The 13,877-nt window shown below is 67.3% G+C and carries 15 protein-coding genes; 9 read left to right on the top strand and 6 right to left on the bottom strand.

Going from position 1 to position 13,877, the window contains the following annotated elements; genetic code table 11:
• The first annotated feature begins 128 nt into the window (after positions 1-128).
• The 5 genes from rpsU to ACS5PK_RS09130 all read left to right on the top strand — a co-directional run bounded on the left by rpsU (position 129) and on the right by ACS5PK_RS09130 (position 3,654).
• Complete coding sequence (gene rpsU / locus ACS5PK_RS09150) at positions 129-341, top strand: 30S ribosomal protein S21 (protein WP_012346814.1); 213 nt, start codon at positions 129-131, stop codon at positions 339-341.
• A 151-nt stretch (positions 342-492) separates the two neighbouring features.
• Positions 493-939, top strand: a complete 447-nt coding sequence (locus ACS5PK_RS09145; RefSeq protein ID WP_439439925.1) for a GatB/YqeY domain-containing protein — start codon at positions 493-495, stop codon at positions 937-939.
• A 43-nt stretch (positions 940-982) separates the two neighbouring features.
• On the top strand, positions 983-1,324 hold the full coding sequence (locus tag ACS5PK_RS09140) for a TIGR01244 family sulfur transferase (RefSeq protein WP_439439924.1): 342 nt from the start codon (positions 983-985) through the stop codon (positions 1,322-1,324).
• A 138-nt stretch (positions 1,325-1,462) separates the two neighbouring features.
• Positions 1,463-2,071 carry a TRAP transporter small permease subunit gene (locus ACS5PK_RS09135; protein ID WP_439439923.1) on the top strand — a complete coding sequence of 203 codons (609 nt, stop codon included), beginning with the start codon at positions 1,463-1,465 and terminating at the stop codon, positions 2,069-2,071.
• Entirely contained in the window at positions 2,071-3,654 is a 1,584-nt protein-coding gene (locus ACS5PK_RS09130; RefSeq protein WP_439440001.1) for a TRAP transporter large permease, read from the top strand. Before ACS5PK_RS09135 ends, ACS5PK_RS09130 begins: the two co-directional genes overlap by 1 nt.
• A gap of 150 nt (positions 3,655-3,804) precedes the next feature.
• On the opposite strand, the gene ACS5PK_RS09125 is transcribed toward ACS5PK_RS09130, so the two are convergent.
• Complete coding sequence (locus ACS5PK_RS09125) at positions 3,805-4,407, bottom strand: MarC family protein (RefSeq protein WP_439439922.1); 603 nt, start codon at positions 4,405-4,407, stop codon at positions 3,805-3,807.
• 132 nt (positions 4,408-4,539) lie between these two features.
• Between ACS5PK_RS09125 and ACS5PK_RS09120 the strand changes: the two genes are divergently transcribed.
• Entirely contained in the window at positions 4,540-5,010 is a 471-nt protein-coding gene (locus ACS5PK_RS09120; RefSeq protein WP_439439921.1) for an Lrp/AsnC family transcriptional regulator, read from the top strand.
• A 20-nt stretch (positions 5,011-5,030) separates the two neighbouring features.
• Here the strand turns inward: ACS5PK_RS09120 and xerD are convergent, their stop codons facing one another.
• The 3 genes from xerD to ACS5PK_RS09105 all read right to left on the bottom strand — a co-directional run bounded on the left by xerD (position 5,031) and on the right by ACS5PK_RS09105 (position 7,507).
• Complete coding sequence (gene xerD, locus ACS5PK_RS09115) at positions 5,031-5,972, bottom strand: site-specific tyrosine recombinase XerD (RefSeq protein ID WP_439439920.1); 942 nt, start codon at positions 5,970-5,972, stop codon at positions 5,031-5,033.
• A gap of 9 nt (positions 5,973-5,981) precedes the next feature.
• Positions 5,982-6,959 (bottom strand): tripartite tricarboxylate transporter substrate binding protein BugE, encoded by a 978-nt coding sequence (locus ACS5PK_RS09110; protein ID WP_439439919.1) that lies wholly within the window; start codon positions 6,957-6,959, stop codon positions 5,982-5,984.
• A 95-nt stretch (positions 6,960-7,054) separates the two neighbouring features.
• Positions 7,055-7,507, bottom strand: coding sequence for a hypothetical protein (locus ACS5PK_RS09105; RefSeq protein ID WP_439439918.1), 453 nt, complete (start codon positions 7,505-7,507; stop codon positions 7,055-7,057).
• A 170-nt stretch (positions 7,508-7,677) separates the two neighbouring features.
• Between ACS5PK_RS09105 and ACS5PK_RS09100 the strand changes: the two genes are divergently transcribed.
• Positions 7,678-8,583 (top strand): AEC family transporter, encoded by a 906-nt coding sequence (locus tag ACS5PK_RS09100; RefSeq protein WP_439439917.1) that lies wholly within the window; start codon positions 7,678-7,680, stop codon positions 8,581-8,583.
• On the opposite strand, the gene queG is transcribed toward ACS5PK_RS09100, so the two are convergent.
• Positions 8,537-9,667 carry a tRNA epoxyqueuosine(34) reductase QueG gene (gene queG / locus ACS5PK_RS09095; protein WP_439439916.1) on the bottom strand — a complete coding sequence of 377 codons (1,131 nt, stop codon included), beginning with the start codon at positions 9,665-9,667 and terminating at the stop codon, positions 8,537-8,539. The two genes, ACS5PK_RS09100 and queG, sit on opposite strands and share 47 nt — an antisense overlap.
• On the opposite strand from queG, the gene tsaE reads away from it, so the two are divergent.
• Positions 9,662-10,168 carry a tRNA (adenosine(37)-N6)-threonylcarbamoyltransferase complex ATPase subunit type 1 TsaE gene (tsaE, locus tag ACS5PK_RS09090; protein WP_439440000.1) on the top strand — a complete coding sequence of 169 codons (507 nt, stop codon included), beginning with the start codon at positions 9,662-9,664 and terminating at the stop codon, positions 10,166-10,168. The genes queG and tsaE overlap by 6 nt on opposite strands.
• A complete protein-coding gene (locus tag ACS5PK_RS09085; RefSeq protein WP_439439915.1) occupies positions 10,165-11,586 on the top strand; it encodes an N-acetylmuramoyl-L-alanine amidase in 1,422 nt (473 codons plus the stop codon). Before tsaE ends, ACS5PK_RS09085 begins: the two co-directional genes overlap by 4 nt.
• A 48-nt stretch (positions 11,587-11,634) precedes the next feature.
• Here the strand turns inward: ACS5PK_RS09085 and ACS5PK_RS09080 are convergent, their stop codons facing one another.
• Positions 11,635-13,812, bottom strand: coding sequence for a prolyl oligopeptidase family serine peptidase (locus tag ACS5PK_RS09080; protein WP_439439914.1), 2,178 nt, complete (start codon positions 13,810-13,812; stop codon positions 11,635-11,637).
• Positions 13,813-13,877: the final 65 nt, after the last annotated feature.

The following is a 13,877-nucleotide window of genomic DNA, read 5'->3' as shown; positions in this document are numbered from 1 at the left end:
TTTGCTAGCAAACCCGCGCGTCGATTCGGAAGCGGACTCCGGATACTTCCGCTTCAGAGCTGTCAAGCCAATCCTGGTTTGAACCGCTCAGGCGAACACCGAGCGCACCTTGAAGGAACTATTGCTTCATGACCACCATTCGCGTCAAAGAAAACGAGCCGTTCGACGTGGCCCTGCGCCGCTTCAAGCGCACCATCGAAAAGCTGGGCCTGCTCACCGAGCTGCGTGCTCGTGAGTTCTACGAAAAGCCCACTGCCGAGCGCAAGCGCAAGAAGGCCGCCGCCGTCAAGCGTCACTACAAGCGCGTGCGCAGCATGCAGCTGCCCAAGAAGCTGTACTGAGCTTCTCGTTTTCTGGCGCCGTCAGGCGTCCATACGCTGCTGAGGAGGCTTGCCTCCTCAACAAAGCCCGCGCAGGACGCTGTCGCGGGCTTTTTCCATTTCAGGGCTGGATCCTGCCCTGCCGTCCGCCCCTTTTTACCGATTGCTCATCATGACGCTCAAAGAACGCATCACCGAAGACATGAAGGCCGCCATGCGCGCCAAGGAAGCTGACAGGCTCTCGACCATCCGCATGCTGCTGGCTGCCGTCAAACAGAAGGAAGTCGATGAGCGCGTGGAGGTGGATGACGTCATGCTGGTCGGCATCGTCGACAAGCTCATCAAGCAGCGCAAGGACGCCATCGCCCAGTACACCGCCGCAGCCCGCCAGGATCTGGCCGACAAGGAAGCCGCTGAGGTCGTGGTGTTGGAAGCCTACCTGCCGGCCCGCCTGAGCGAAGCCGAGATCCAGGCTGCCGTCGCCGCCATCGTGGCCGAGCTGGGCGCCAAGGGCCCCGGCGACATGGGCAAGGTGATGGGCGCCGTCAAGACCCAACTGGCCGGCAAGGCCGACATGGGCCTGGTGTCAGCCGCGGTCAAGAAGGCCCTGGCCTCCTGATCTCGTTAGCATTCCACATCTGCACAGCACGGAGCCTCGCGCCATGACCCTGCCGCTCAATCCCCTGACGCCCGACTTTGCCGTCGCCCCTCAGCTGGAACCGGCGGCCATGGCCGAGGCCGCTGCCGCTGGCTTCCGCAGCGTGATCAACAACCGCCCGGATGGCGAGGGCGGCCCGGACCAGCCCAGCAGCGCCAGCATGGCCGCGGCCGCGGCAGCCGCCGGCCTGCAGTACGTGCATCTGCCAGTGGCGGGCGGCTACCAGTCGCCGGAAGAGATCGCCGCCTTCCGCGAGCTGCTGACCACCCTCCCCGGCCCCGTCCTGGCGTTCTGCCGCTCGGGCGCCCGCTGCACCAAGCTGTACGTCGCGGCAACCCAGGGCTGAGGACTCACGCGAGCACTGGCTGCTCGGGGCTTTCCCTCATCCACTGTCGAATTCAGGCAGCGTTCAGCGGGCAGTCGATACAGTCCGGAGCAAGCTGGCAGGGCCCACCGCCCTTGCCCTTTGCCCCAGGAATCGCCCATGAACGCCTTGATTGCCTTTGCGGAGGCCATCGACAGACTCAACGACCGGTTCGGCGTACTTGCCGAGTGGGCCGTGCTGCTGTCCTGCCTCATCAGCGCGGCCAACGCCGTCGTCCGCTACACCTTCGACTACAGCTCGAATTCCTTTCTCGAGATCCAGTGGTACCTGTTCGCCGCCTGCGTGATGCTGGGCGCCGCCCAGGTCTTGCGCATCAACGAGCATGTGCGGGTGGACCTGATCTACAGCCGCCTCAGCGGCAAGAGCAAGGTGCTGGTCGACCTCTTTGGCATCACTGTCTTTCTACTGCCCGTGATCGGCTATATGGCCTGGCTGTCCTGGGGCCTGTTCATGGGCAAGCTCACCACGGGCATGCGTCCCGACGACAGCATCGCCACCCTGGGCTTGCTGCCCTATGTGCACAAGCTGCTGGTCAGCGGTGAGGTGTCCAGCAATGCCGGCGGCTTGATCCGTTGGCCGGCCGTGCTGATGCTGCCCCTGGGCTTTGCCATGGTCTGGCTGCAGGGCGTGGCTGAGATCATCAAGCGCATCGGCTGGCTCAGCCACCGCTACAACATGGACACGCACTACGAGAGGCCGCTGCAATGATCAGCATGGAGCAATTCCCGCCCCTGATGTTCGCGGGGCTGATCATCATCATGCTGATCGGCTTCCCCGTGGCCTTTTCCCTGGCGGCCCTGGGCCTGGGCTGCGGCCTCTTCGCCATCAGCCAGGGCTGGTTCCCGCCGGAGTTCATGGCGGCGCTGCCGCAGAACGTGTTCGGCATCCTCAGCAACGACCTGCTGCTGGCCATCCCCTTCTTCACACTGATGGGCGCGCTGCTTGAGAAGTGCGGCCTGGCCGAGGACATGCTCGATTCGATGGGCCAGCTCTTCGGCCCCATCCGCGGCGGCCTGGGCTACTCAGTGATCATCGTGGGCTTCATCCTCGGCGCCATCACCGGCACGGTGGCCGGCCAGGTGATCGCCATGGCCATGATCTCGCTGCCAGTGATGATGCGCTACGGCTACAACATGCGCTACGCCACCGGCGTGCTGGCCGCCTCGGGCACCATCACTCAGCTGGTGCCGCCCTCCCTGGTGCTGGTGGTGCTGGCCGACCAGCTCGGCAAGCCCGTCGGCGACATGTACAAGGGCGCCTGGGGCCCGTCCATCCTGCAGGTGCTGATCTTTGCGCTGTACACCTTCGCGCTGTCGCGCATCAAGCCGGAGCATGTGCCTGGTGTGCCCAAGGAGGCGCGGACCCTGCAGGGCTGGGCTCTGTGGCGCAAGTGCCTGCGCGGCATCGTGCCCTCCGCGGTGCTGATCTTCGCGGTGCTGGGCTCCATGGGCGGTCTGCCGGGCATCAACACCGCCATCTGCACCCCGACTGAAGCCGGCGCCATGGGCGCGGTGGGGGCCTTCGTGCTCGCCGCCATGCATGGCCGCCTGAACTGGCCCCTGGTCAAGGGCACCATGATGGGCACCATGCGCATCACGGCCATGGTGGTCTTCATCCTGATCGGCTCGCGCACCTTCTCCCTGGTGTTCCAGGGCGTTGAGGGCGGCCACTGGATCGAGCACATGCTGTCCACCCTGCCCGGCGGCCAGATCGGCTTCCTGGTGGTAGTCAACATCTTCATCTTCTTCCTGGCCTTCTTCCTGGACTTCTTCGAGATCGCCTTCATCATCCTGCCCTTGCTGGGGCCGGTCGCGGACAAGATGGGCATCGACCTCGTCTGGTTCGGCGTGATGCTGTGCGTCAACATGCAGACCAGCTTCATGCACCCGCCTTTCGGTTTCGCGCTGTTCTACCTGCGCGGCATCTCGGACACGCTCTTCAAGCAGGGCTCGCTGCCCAAGAAGGTCGAGTCCAACGACATCTACATGGGTTCCATTCCCTGGGTGGTCATGCAGCTGATCCTGGTGGCCGTCGTCATCTTCTTCCCCGTCACGGTGACCGCTTTCCTGGACAAGGAAAAGGTCGTGGACATGGACCAGGCCACGCAGCTGCTGCAGGGTATGGAGACCGGCAAGGAGCAGGACAAGGGCAAGGACGAGCTGAGCTCGGACGACGCCAGCAAGCTCTTTGCGCCGGAGCCAGCGAGTGCCCCGGCCTCGTCAGCCAGCGGGGCTGCGGAGGATCCGAACGAGGCGGTGCTGAGAGCGCTGCAGCAGGACGGCAAGAAGTAGGCTTGCTGCTCAGGAAAGAAGGCCGGCGGATGCAGACATCAGCCGGCCTTCTTCTGATTTTTGGATGGCAGGCACCAGCCTGCTGAGCGACGGCAGCGACGGACCGTCAAGGCAGCAGCACGCGCGCTCTGCGTCCTGCCAAGCCCGTCCTCACAGCCCGCCGATGAAATAGCGCTTCAAGCCGGCCAACACCATCTCCACCGCAATCGCCGTCAGCACCAGCCCCATGAGCTTCTCGATGGCCGAGACCACCGAGTCGCCCAGCAGCTTGCGAATGCGATCCGCCAGGACCAGCGTGAGGCCAGAGATCACCATGGCCGCAGTGAGCGCGCCCACCCACTCCAGGATGCGGTCCGGCTGGCGCGAGGCCAGCAGCAGCACCGTCGCCATCGCGGACGGGCCGGCCAGCAGCGGCACGGCCAGCGGGAAGATCAGCGGCTCACGCCCCGCTTCCACGCCATAGGCCGACTCCCCCGAGCTGCCGAAGATCATGCGCATGGCGATGATCAGCAGGATCACGCCCCCCGCCACCTCCAGCGAACGCTCCGACAGGTGCATCACGCGCAAGAAACCGTCGCCCAGGAACATGAAGGCGAAGAGCACCAGGAAGGCGATGCTGACCTCGCGCAGCGCCACCTTGACACGCCGCTCCTTGGGCACGGCACGCATGATAGGAATGAAGATGGGGAGGCTGCCCAGCGGATCCAGCACCAGCAGGAGCAGGATCAGGGCGGAGAGAAAGCTGTGGTCCATGGGCGCTATTGTCGGTGAGTTCGGCCTTCGGACCACGGGTTAACCATTAGCCCGCGTGCCATCCTCACGCGAAGTGGCCTGCCATCATCCGGGCCACAAGCCCCTTTTGCCCGCCACCTTCGCCCACTCGCCATGTCCCACGCTCCGCTCGACACCCTGGACAGCCGCATCATCGAGATCCTGCAGCGCGAGGGCCGCATCGCCAATGTGGACTTGGCCGCACGGGTGCAGCTCTCGGCCCCGCAGTGCTTCCGCCGGGTCCGGGCGCTGGAGGAGCGCGGCGTGCTGCGCGGCTACCGTGCCGCGGTGGACCCGCAGTCCCTGGGCCTGGGTGTGACGGCCTTCGTGAGCCTCAACATCGAGGCGCAGGCCTTTGTACGGGTTCGGGACATCGAGACCCTGCTCAAAGCCTTTCCCGAGATCCTGGAATGCCACACGGTCTCAGGCGATTGCGACTACTTGCTCAAGGTGGTGGCAGCCGACCTCAAGTCCCTCTCGCAGTTCCTCACCGACAAGCTCATGCAGCTCCCGGGCGTGGCCGATGTGCGCTCCATGATCTGCCTCGAGGAGATCAAGCCGCCCTCCCCGCTGCCGGTGCGGTGAAGACCTGACCCTCCCCGGCCTCAGCCGCGTGGGTGATGCTGGGCATGCAAGGCCTTGAGGCGCTCGCGGGCCACGTGGGTGTAGATCTGCGTGGTGGAGAGGTCGGCATGGCCCAGCAGCAGCTGCACGGCGCGCAGGTCAGCGCCGTGGTTCAGCAGGTGGGTGGCAAAGGCATGGCGCAAGGTGTGCGGCGAGATGCTCTGGCGGATGCCGGCCTGCAGCGCATACTTCTTCACCAAGCGCCAGAACATCTGCCGGCTCAGGGCCTCGCCATAGCGATTGAGAAACAGGGCCTCGGGCTGCGTCCCGGCTGCCAAGCAGGGCCGGGCATCACGCAGATAGCGCAAGAGCCAGTCACGGGCCTCCTCGCCAAAGGGTAGCAGGCGCTCCTTGCTGCCCTTGCCCATCACCCGCATGGCCGCTTCCTTGAGGCCCACATGCAGGGTCTTCAACTCCACCAGCTCACTGACCCGCAGGCCGCTGGCATACATCAGCTCCAGCATGGCGCGGTCCCGCAGACCCAGGGGCTCGTCAACGTCCGGCGCCTGCAGCAGGGCCTCGACCTGGCTCTGGCTGAGGGTCTTGATGCTGCGCTGCAGGCGGTGCGAGGGCAGCAACTGCAGGGTCGGGTCTTGCCTCAGGCGGCCCTCGCGGAGCGCCCAGCGGAAATAGCGCTTGAAGACGCTCAGGCGCCGGTTGGCGCTGCTGGGCTTGCTCCCCTCGTGCCGGGCGCTGATGTAGGCCTGCAGGTCCGCCTGGCTGGCCTCGTCAATGCAGCGCCCCTGCTCGGCATCCAGCCAGTCCGCGAGCAAGGCGAGGTCGCGGCCATAGGCCTGACGGGTGGCGGTGGACAGGCCGTCCTCCAGCCATAGCGTCTCCAGGAAGAGTTCGGCCGCCTGCGCGCTGGCCAGCCGCACAGCGCTGGCAGGCGCGGGCACAGACGTCTTGCGGGCGCGCGGCACGAAAGAGGCTCAGTCCAGCTTCAGCTTCTGGGTCTCGACGACCTTCTTGTAGACCTCGTACTCGGCCTTGATCTGCGCGGCGAACTGCTCGGGCGTGTTGGCCACGATCAGGGAGCCGGTGTCCTCGATGCGCTTGCGCACATCAGGCATCTCCAGCGTCTTCTTGACGGCCGTGCTGACCTTGTCCACCACCTCCTTGGGCAGGCCCTTGGGACCGTAGATGCCGTAGTAGGCCATGCGGTTCACCGGCTCCAGGCCGACTTCCTTGAAGGTGGGCACCTGAGGCAGTTGGGCCAGGCGCTGGGGCGCGGCCACGACGATGGGAATCAGCCGGCCGTCCTTGATGAAAGGCAGCGCCGAGGGCAGGTTGTCGAAGATCATGGGCACCTGGCCGGCCACCGTGTCGTTGAGGGCCGGGCCCGCGCCACGGTAAGGGATGTGCAGCACGAAGACGCCGGCCAGGGACTTGTACAGCTCCATCTGCAGGTGGCCGATGCCGCCCGTGCCTGAGGTCGCATAGCTGTACTTGCCCGGGTTCTTCTTGAGCTCAGCCACGAAGCCCTTGTAGTCGCGGGCAGGGAAGCTCGGATGCACCGCGATCACATTGGGCGTGGCCGCCACGTTGATGATGGGCGTGAAGTCGGTCAGCGGGTTGTAGGGGATCTTGGGGTCGATGGCCGGGTTGGCCGCGGTGGTCGAGACCGTAGCCATGCCCAGGGAGTAGCCATCCGGTGCGGACTTGGCCGTCTCGTTGGCCCCCACCTTGCCGCCGCCGCCGGCCTTGTTCTCCACCACCATGGTCTGGCCCAGGGGGCCGTTGATCTTCTCGGCCACCACCCGGGCCACGATGTCCGTGGTGCCGCCCGGCGCAAAAGGCACGACCAGCTTCACCGGCTTGCTGGGATAGGCCTGGGCCAGGACCATTGCGGGCGAGGCAAGGACGGCCAAGGCCAGGGGAATGTGCTTGAGAATCGTGCGACGGCTCATGGAGCTCCTCTCGTGGGCTGACTGCAGGGAAGCGCCAGTCTATGCCAGCTGGAGGGCAGTACGGCCGAACCCAGCTGAGGCCGTTCGCTGGACGCTCAGTCGCCAGCCAACTGGCTTTCCAGCCAGTTCCGTGCAGGCGCCTCCTCACGAAAGCCTGCGAAGGGAATGCCGGCAACGTCAAAGCAGCGGGCCATGGCCTCATCCATCAGGCCGGAGCCCTCCACCTCAGGCGCGGTCACATGCGCGACGGCCCGCGGCGCCATGCCCGAGACCACCAGTTGCCGGAGCAGGCCGGTGAAGGTGCTCAAGGCTTCATCCGTGGCCAGCGTGCTGTAGCCAATGACTGCCAGCAACACCCAAGGCCCTTTCGCCTGCAGCGCCGGGACGTGCACCGCCAGCAACTGCCCCAGGGCCTGCACCAGCTCCTTGTTGAAAGGCCCCTCCGCAAAATTCAGCAGGAAGGGCCATTCGCCCCGGATCAGCACCCGGCCGTGGAGTGGGAACCGCGTGCGAGCGTAGGCGTCGGTGCTGTCGCTGATGGGGCTCATGGTGCTGGCGCAAGAGGTCCGGGCAGGTGCCGGTGGATGATAAGGTGCTGCCCCACGGGCAGGGAAGTGACCGAGAAAGTGGCCGGCCCCTGGCGTCAGTACTGCGCGTCATCACGGCAACAGCTGCCGCTGCAAGGCCCATGTCAAGGCCACCCTGGCACACTGGATCCATGCCCGACCTGCTGCTCCTGCTCCCCGACTTCCTGCTGATCGCCGTCGGCTTCGCGCTGTGCCGCTACACCTCGCTGGATCGCCCGGTCTGGAGCAGCGTGGAGCGGCTGGTGTACTACCTGCTGTTTCCGGTGCTGCTGTTCAACTCCATCTCCCGCAGCCAGCTTCGGCCGGGCGAAACCCTGGCCCTGGCCGGCGCCGGCGTGGCGGTGCTGCTCAGCGGCGTAGTCCTGGCCTATGCCCTGAGGCTGTGGCCTGGCATGCATGCACAGAACCATGCCTCGGGCGCCCAGGTGGCTTTTCGCTTCAACTCCTTCGTGGCCCTGGCACTGGCGGAGCGCCTGCAGGGGGCGCAGGGCGTGGCCTGGATCGCCCTGCTGATCGCGCTGTGCGTGCCGCTGGCGAATGTGGCGGCCGTCTGGCCGCTGGCCCGGCATGGCGGCCATGGCTATCTGAGGGAGCTGGTGCGCAATCCGCTGATCGTCTCGACGGTGCTGGGGCTCATCGCCAATCTCAGCGGCCTGCGCCTGCCTGAGCCCGCTGCCGTGAGCCTGCAGAAAATCGGCGTGGCCGCACTGCCCCTGGGCTTGATGGCCGTGGGCGCGGGCCTGCGCTTCGGCGCCCTGCGCGATGCGCCGGGGCTGGCGGGCGCCCTGCTCTTCATCCGCCATGCGGCCCTGCCACTGGTGGCGCTGGCGCTGATCCAGGGCCTCGCCCTGCCAGCCGCGCAGGCCTCCATGCTGATGGCCTTCGCGGCCCTGCCGACGGCGTCCAGCAGCTATGTGCTGGCGGTGCGCATGGGCGGAAACGGCCCCTTTGTGGCGGGTTTGATCACGCTGTCCACCCTGCTGGGGATGGTCAGCCTGCCGCTGTGGCTGCTGGTCCAGGCCCGGCTTGCAGGCTAGCCCATCGCAGGTGCTCGGCCAGCACCTCATCCGCCTCGGGCAGGGCCGCCGCCAGGACCGCCAGCAGGGCCTGCCGATCCGCGGGGGACAGGTCTTGCCTCAGGGCATTGCCCATGGCCACCGCCAGATTGCGCCGCCAGCGCCAGTGGCCGATGCGGCGGATGGCCGAGCCCTCGGTACGGCGCAGGAACTCGGCTTCCGTCCATGACCACAGCTGCAGCAGACCCGGCGCAGTGAACTGCTCGCGGGTGTCGAAGTCAGGTACCGGGCTGCGGCGGGCGAACTTGTTCCAGGGGCAGACCAGTTGACAGTCGTCGCAGCCGTAGATGCGGTTGCCTATCAGCGGGCGCAGCTCGAGGGGAATCGCGCCGTCGTGCTCGATGGTGAGGTAGGAGATGCAGCGGCGCGCATCGACCCGGTAGGGCTCGACGATGGCCTGCGTGGGGCAGACCTCCAGGCAGGCCTGGCACTGGCCGCAGTGGCCACTGTTGGCCGCGCTCAGGGGCAGCGGCAGATCCACATAGATCTCGCCCAGGAAGAACATGGAGCCCGCGTCGCGCGAGAGCGTCAGCGTGTGCTTGCCGCGCCAGCCCAGGCCCGAGCGCGAGGCCAGCTCCACCTCCAGCACCGGCGCCGAGTCCGTGAAGACTCGGTGGCCGAAGGGGCCTAGCAGTTGCCCCAGCCGGTCCGCCAACTGCTGCAGGCGCTGGCGCAGGACCTTGTGATAGTCCCGGCCCCGCGCATAGAGCGACACCTGGGCGCGCAAGGGGTCTGCGAGGCCCTGCCACTCGATGCGACGCCATTCGGGGCCGAGCGCGGCGGGCAGGTAGTCCATGCGCGCCGTCAGCACGCGCAGGGTGCCCGGCACCAGCTCTGCCGGCCGGGCGCGCTTGAGGCCGTGGCTGGCCATGTAGTGCATGCTGCCGTGGAATCCGGCCTCCAGCCAGGCCAGAAGCCCCGCCTCGGCACTGCTGAGGTCGATATCGGCCACGCCAATCTGTGAGAATCCCAGCTCATGCGCCCAGGCCTGCAGTTGCTGCATGACCGCCTGGGGGTCGAGAGTCTTCTGGGGAGTTTGCTGCATTTGGCCATTCTAGAAACCCGCGAGCTGCGCTGGCCGGACGAGGCCGCCTGCGAACGTTTCGCGCAAGACCTGGCACGGGCCCCGGGCCTCATGAACGCCTCCATCGAGCTGCACGGCAGCCTGGGCGCCGGCAAGACCACGCTGGTGCGCCATCTGCTGCGTGCGCTGGGCGTGCAGGGCCGCATCAAGAGCCCCAGCTACGCCGTGATGGAAAGCTATGAGCTGGCCGAGCACGGCGGCACGGGCGTCGTCAGCCATTTCGACTTCTACCGCTTCGGCGACCCGCGCGAGTGGGAGGACGCCGGCTTCCGCGAGGTCTTCACCAGCCCCGGCCTCAAGCTCTCAGAGTGGCCCGAGAAAGCCGCTGGCATGCTGCCCGTGCCGGACCTGGCCCTGCACCTGACGATGGCCGACGACGACAGCCGCCATCTGCGCATGGACGCCCACACGCCGTTGGGGCAGTCGCTGTTGGCTGCCTTGGCCCCGGGAGCCGGCGCATGAGCCGCCCTGCCCTGTCTGCCGAACGCCGTTCGGCACTGCGCCGCATGGGCGGCATGGCCCTGATGCTGCAAGCGCCGACGCAGCTGCTGGCGGGGCCAGGTCTTGCCACTATCGTCGCGGTGCGCATCTGGCCGGCCCAGGACTACACCCGCATCACCATCGAATCCGACAAGCCCCTGGTCGCCCGCCACAGCCTGGTGAGCGGGCCGGACCGCCTGGTGATCGACGTCGACGACCTGGACCTCAGCCCGGGGCTGCGCGAGCTGCTGGGCAAGGTGCGCTCGGACGATCCCTTCATCGAGGGCCTGCGCGTGGGCCAGAACCAGCCGCGCGTGGTGCGCATCGTGCTGGACCTCAAGCAGGCGGTAGCGCCGCAGGTCTTCACTCTGCAGCCGGTGGCGGCCTACAAACACCGACTGGTACTGGACCTTTACCCCGTACAGGAGCGTGACCCGCTGCTGGTACTGATCCGCGAGAAAGAGGCCGCCGAGAAGGCCGCGGCGCAGTCGGTGCAGGACGCCCTGGGCGAGCTGATCGCCAAGCTGGACAAGCCCGAATCCACATCACCCACGCGCACCTCCCCGCCTGCCCAGCCCGCCCAACCCGCCTCGGCCCCCGGGCGCCTGCCCGCGGCCAGCGCGCCGCCTGTCCTCGCCCAGCCCCCTGCCCCGCTGCCGCCACCCGCCATGACCAAGCAGCAGCTGGACCGCCTCATCGTCATCGCCCTGGACCCTGGTCATGGCGGCGAGGACCCGGGCGCCGTAGGCCCCAGCGGTCTGAAGGAAAAGGACGTGGTGCTGGCCATCGGTCTCAAGCTGCGCGCCCGGCTGGACAAGCAGCCCAACATCCGGGTCATGATGACCCGCGACGCCGACTTCTTCGTGCCCCTGCACGAGCGCGTGCGCAAGGCCCGCCGTGTGCAGGCGGACCTTTTCGTCTCACTGCATGCCGATGCCTTCTTCACGCCGCAGGCCCGGGGTGCCAGCGTGTTCGCGCTCAGCGACGGCGCCGCCAGCAGCGCGGCCGCCCGCTGGATGGCGGACAAGGAAAATGCCGCCGACCTGATTGGGGGCGTGAACACAAAGGTCAAGGACGCCTCGGTGCTGCGCACCCTGCTGGACCTCAGCACCACCGCCCAGATCAAGGACAGCCTCAAGCTGGGCGGGGAGGTCCTGGGTCAGATCAGCCGTGTGGGCAAGCTGCACAAGCCGCGGGTCGAGCAGGCCGGCTTCGCGGTGCTGAAGGCGCCGGACATCCCCAGCATCCTGGTGGAGACCGCTTTCATCTCCAACCCCGAGGAAGAGGCCAAGCTCAGCAGCGAGGCCTACCAGGCGCAGTTGGTGGAGGCCATCGCCACGGGCATCTCGCGCTATTTCGCGAAGAATCCGCCGCTGGCGCGCAACCGCAGCCTGACCTGAACGCCACAAGACAGGGCCGGCCCGCCGTGGCAGTCCGGCCTCGTTCGCTCAAGGTTTCTGCAGCGGCATGCCCAACTGGTCCATCAGGAAACTGTAGCTGTCGGTGCGCTCGGCGATGACCTCGCTGGTCGAGGAGCCCATGCCGTGGCCGGCATTGGCGCTGGTGCGCAGCAAGATGGGCCGCTCAGCCATGGAGGCCGACTGCGCCGCCTGCAGGCGCGCCACCATCTTGCGGGACTGCATGGGGTTCACGCGGCCGTCGTGGTCCCCCGTGGTGAACAGCACGGCCGGGTAGCGCGTGCCGTCCTTGACCTTGTGCAGAGGCGAATAGCCCAGCAGGGCGCGGAACTGGGCCTCGTCCTTGACCGTCCCGAACTCGGTGATATTGAAGGCGCCGTTGGCGTCCAGCTCCACGCGCAGCATGTCGTAGATGCCTACTGAGGCGTGCACGGCGCGGAACAGTTCTGGCCGCTGCGTCAGGGCAGCCCCCATCAGCAGGCCGCCGTTGCTGCCGCCCTGGATGGCCAGGCGTTCGGGCTTGGTGTAGCCGCGGGCGATCAGGTGTTCGGCCGCGCCGATGAAGTCGTCAAAGACGTTCTGCTTGCGGGTCAGGTTGCCCGCCAGGTGCCAGGCCTCGCCATACTCACCGCCGCCGCGCAGATTGGCGATCACCATCACGCCGCCGCGCTCCAGCCAGACCTTGCGCAGGGCGTTGAAGCCCGGCGTCTGGCTGACGCTGTAGCCGCCGTAGCCGTACAGCAGCACGGGGTTGCTGCCATCCAGCTTGATGCCCTTGGGGCGCAGGATGTTGAGCGGCACGCGAGTGCCGTCCTTGGAGGTGGCGAACTCGCGCAGCACCTCCACGTCGCTGAAGTCAACATTGGACTTCTGGGCCAGGGCGGTGACTTCCAGGTGGCCGTCCTTGTGCACGCGGTACCAGGCCTGGGGCTGGGTGTAGCTCTGCACCGAGGCCAGCAACTCGCCCTTGTCACCCTTCACCAGCGCGTCCACGCTGGCGATGGCCGGCAGGGGCAGGACCTCGCTCTTGCGGGTCTTGAGGTCGAAGCGGCGCAGCTCCGAGGGGCCGCCCAGGAGGTAGCTCAGGTAGAGCTGGCCGTCCAGCAGCTTGAACTGGGTCAGCGTGCCCTCGGCCTCGGGCACCAGGACCTCGGCCTTCGCCAGGGGCTGGCCCAGCTTCAGGCGCAAGACCTGACCCTTGGGCGCGCCCTGGGTGGAGAGCAGGTAGAGCCATCCATCGGCCGCGGCCTGCAGTCCCTTGACACCGTCCTGGAAGCCGGAGAGCTGCTGCCAGCGCCCGCCGTGCTGCTGCAGCCAGAAGGCCTCCTCGCCGCCGTCGCCGTTGAGCACCTGGGCGATCTGCAGACCCTTGGGGCCGCTGGCCAGGAAGGTCTCGGCAATGCGCGGCAAGCCCTCGCCCAGCACGCGGCGGTCCTTGGACAGAGGCTCGCCCAGGCGGTGGCTCCAGACCTGCTGGAAGAACATGGCATCGCCCTCAGCACGCTCGCCGGGTGCCGGGTAGCGGGTGTAGAGCAGACCCTTGCCATCGGCCTGCCAGCTGACGGAGCCGCCGCCGGTGGGGAACTGCACGCGCGGGATCACCACGTCGACGGGCTTGCCACTGGCCACGTCATAGAGGTGCAGGCTGCCGCGCTCGCTACCCTTCTCACTGAGCGAGACAGCCAGGCGCTTGCCGTCCGGCGAGGGCTTGAACCAGTCGATGGCCAGGCTGCCGTCGGCGGCCAATTGCACCGGGTCCAGCACCACGCGCTCGGTCCCCGGCTTGTCGGGGCTGTCCATCACCACGATGCGCGGCTGCTGGCGGCCGGGCTCGTACTTCATGGCAAACCAGAGCTTGCCGTAGCGACCCAGGCTGCCGTAGCCGGTGGGGCGGGTCATGACCAGCTCCTTGATGCGTGCGGCCAAGGCCTCACGGCCGGGGATGGCATCGAGGCGTGCGCGGGTCAGCGCGTTCTGAGCGGCCACCCACTGCTTGACCTCGGGGCTCTCGAAGTCCTCCAGCCAGCGGTAGTCCTCGCTGACGGTCGTGCCATGGAACTGGTCCTGTACCGGGCGCTTCTGCGTGGCGGGATAGGCGGCGTCCGCCGCCTGCGCGCTGCCCGCGACGGCCAGCGACAGGGTGGACAGGGCAAGCAGCTGCACCAAGCGGCGGCGCGGCGCGGAGGGGATGCTCGTGGGTGTACGCATGAAAGGCTTTCTGTGAGTCATCCGCGGTACAGGCAGGGGCACCTGATGTGCGGAGCGGTGGGTTC

This window comes from Roseateles sp. DB2 (assembly GCF_051857535.1).
Classification (GTDB): Bacteria; Pseudomonadota; Gammaproteobacteria; order Burkholderiales; family Burkholderiaceae_C; genus Roseateles_B.
The sequence above is the reverse complement of the archived record's forward strand: the minus strand, read 5'-3'. Positions and strand labels throughout refer to the sequence as shown.

Bases quoted from the DNA above. Each gene is read 5' to 3' on its own strand.
- ACS5PK_RS09120 (WP_439439921.1), top strand. From the start codon at position 4,540: ATGTCCCACGCTCCGCTCGACACCCTGGACAGCCGCATCATCGAGATC.
- ACS5PK_RS09140 (WP_439439924.1), top strand. From the start codon at position 983: ATGACCCTGCCGCTCAATCCCCTGACGCCCGACTTTGCCGTCGCCCCT.
- ACS5PK_RS09105 (WP_439439918.1), bottom strand. From the start codon at position 7,507: ATGAGCCCCATCAGCGACAGCACCGACGCCTACGCTCGCACGCGGTTC.
- ACS5PK_RS09145 (WP_439439925.1), top strand. From the start codon at position 493: ATGACGCTCAAAGAACGCATCACCGAAGACATGAAGGCCGCCATGCGC.
- rpsU (WP_012346814.1), top strand. From the start codon at position 129: ATGACCACCATTCGCGTCAAAGAAAACGAGCCGTTCGACGTGGCCCTG.
- ACS5PK_RS09110 (WP_439439919.1), bottom strand. From the start codon at position 6,959: ATGAGCCGTCGCACGATTCTCAAGCACATTCCCCTGGCCTTGGCCGTC.
- ACS5PK_RS09080 (WP_439439914.1), bottom strand. From the start codon at position 13,812: ATGCGTACACCCACGAGCATCCCCTCCGCGCCGCGCCGCCGCTTGGTG.
- ACS5PK_RS09135 (WP_439439923.1), top strand. From the start codon at position 1,463: ATGAACGCCTTGATTGCCTTTGCGGAGGCCATCGACAGACTCAACGAC.
- queG (WP_439439916.1), bottom strand. From the start codon at position 9,667: ATGCAGCAAACTCCCCAGAAGACTCTCGACCCCCAGGCGGTCATGCAG.
- ACS5PK_RS09085 (WP_439439915.1), top strand. From the start codon at position 10,165: ATGAGCCGCCCTGCCCTGTCTGCCGAACGCCGTTCGGCACTGCGCCGC.
- ACS5PK_RS09100 (WP_439439917.1), top strand. From the start codon at position 7,678: ATGCCCGACCTGCTGCTCCTGCTCCCCGACTTCCTGCTGATCGCCGTC.
- ACS5PK_RS09125 (WP_439439922.1), bottom strand. From the start codon at position 4,407: ATGGACCACAGCTTTCTCTCCGCCCTGATCCTGCTCCTGCTGGTGCTG.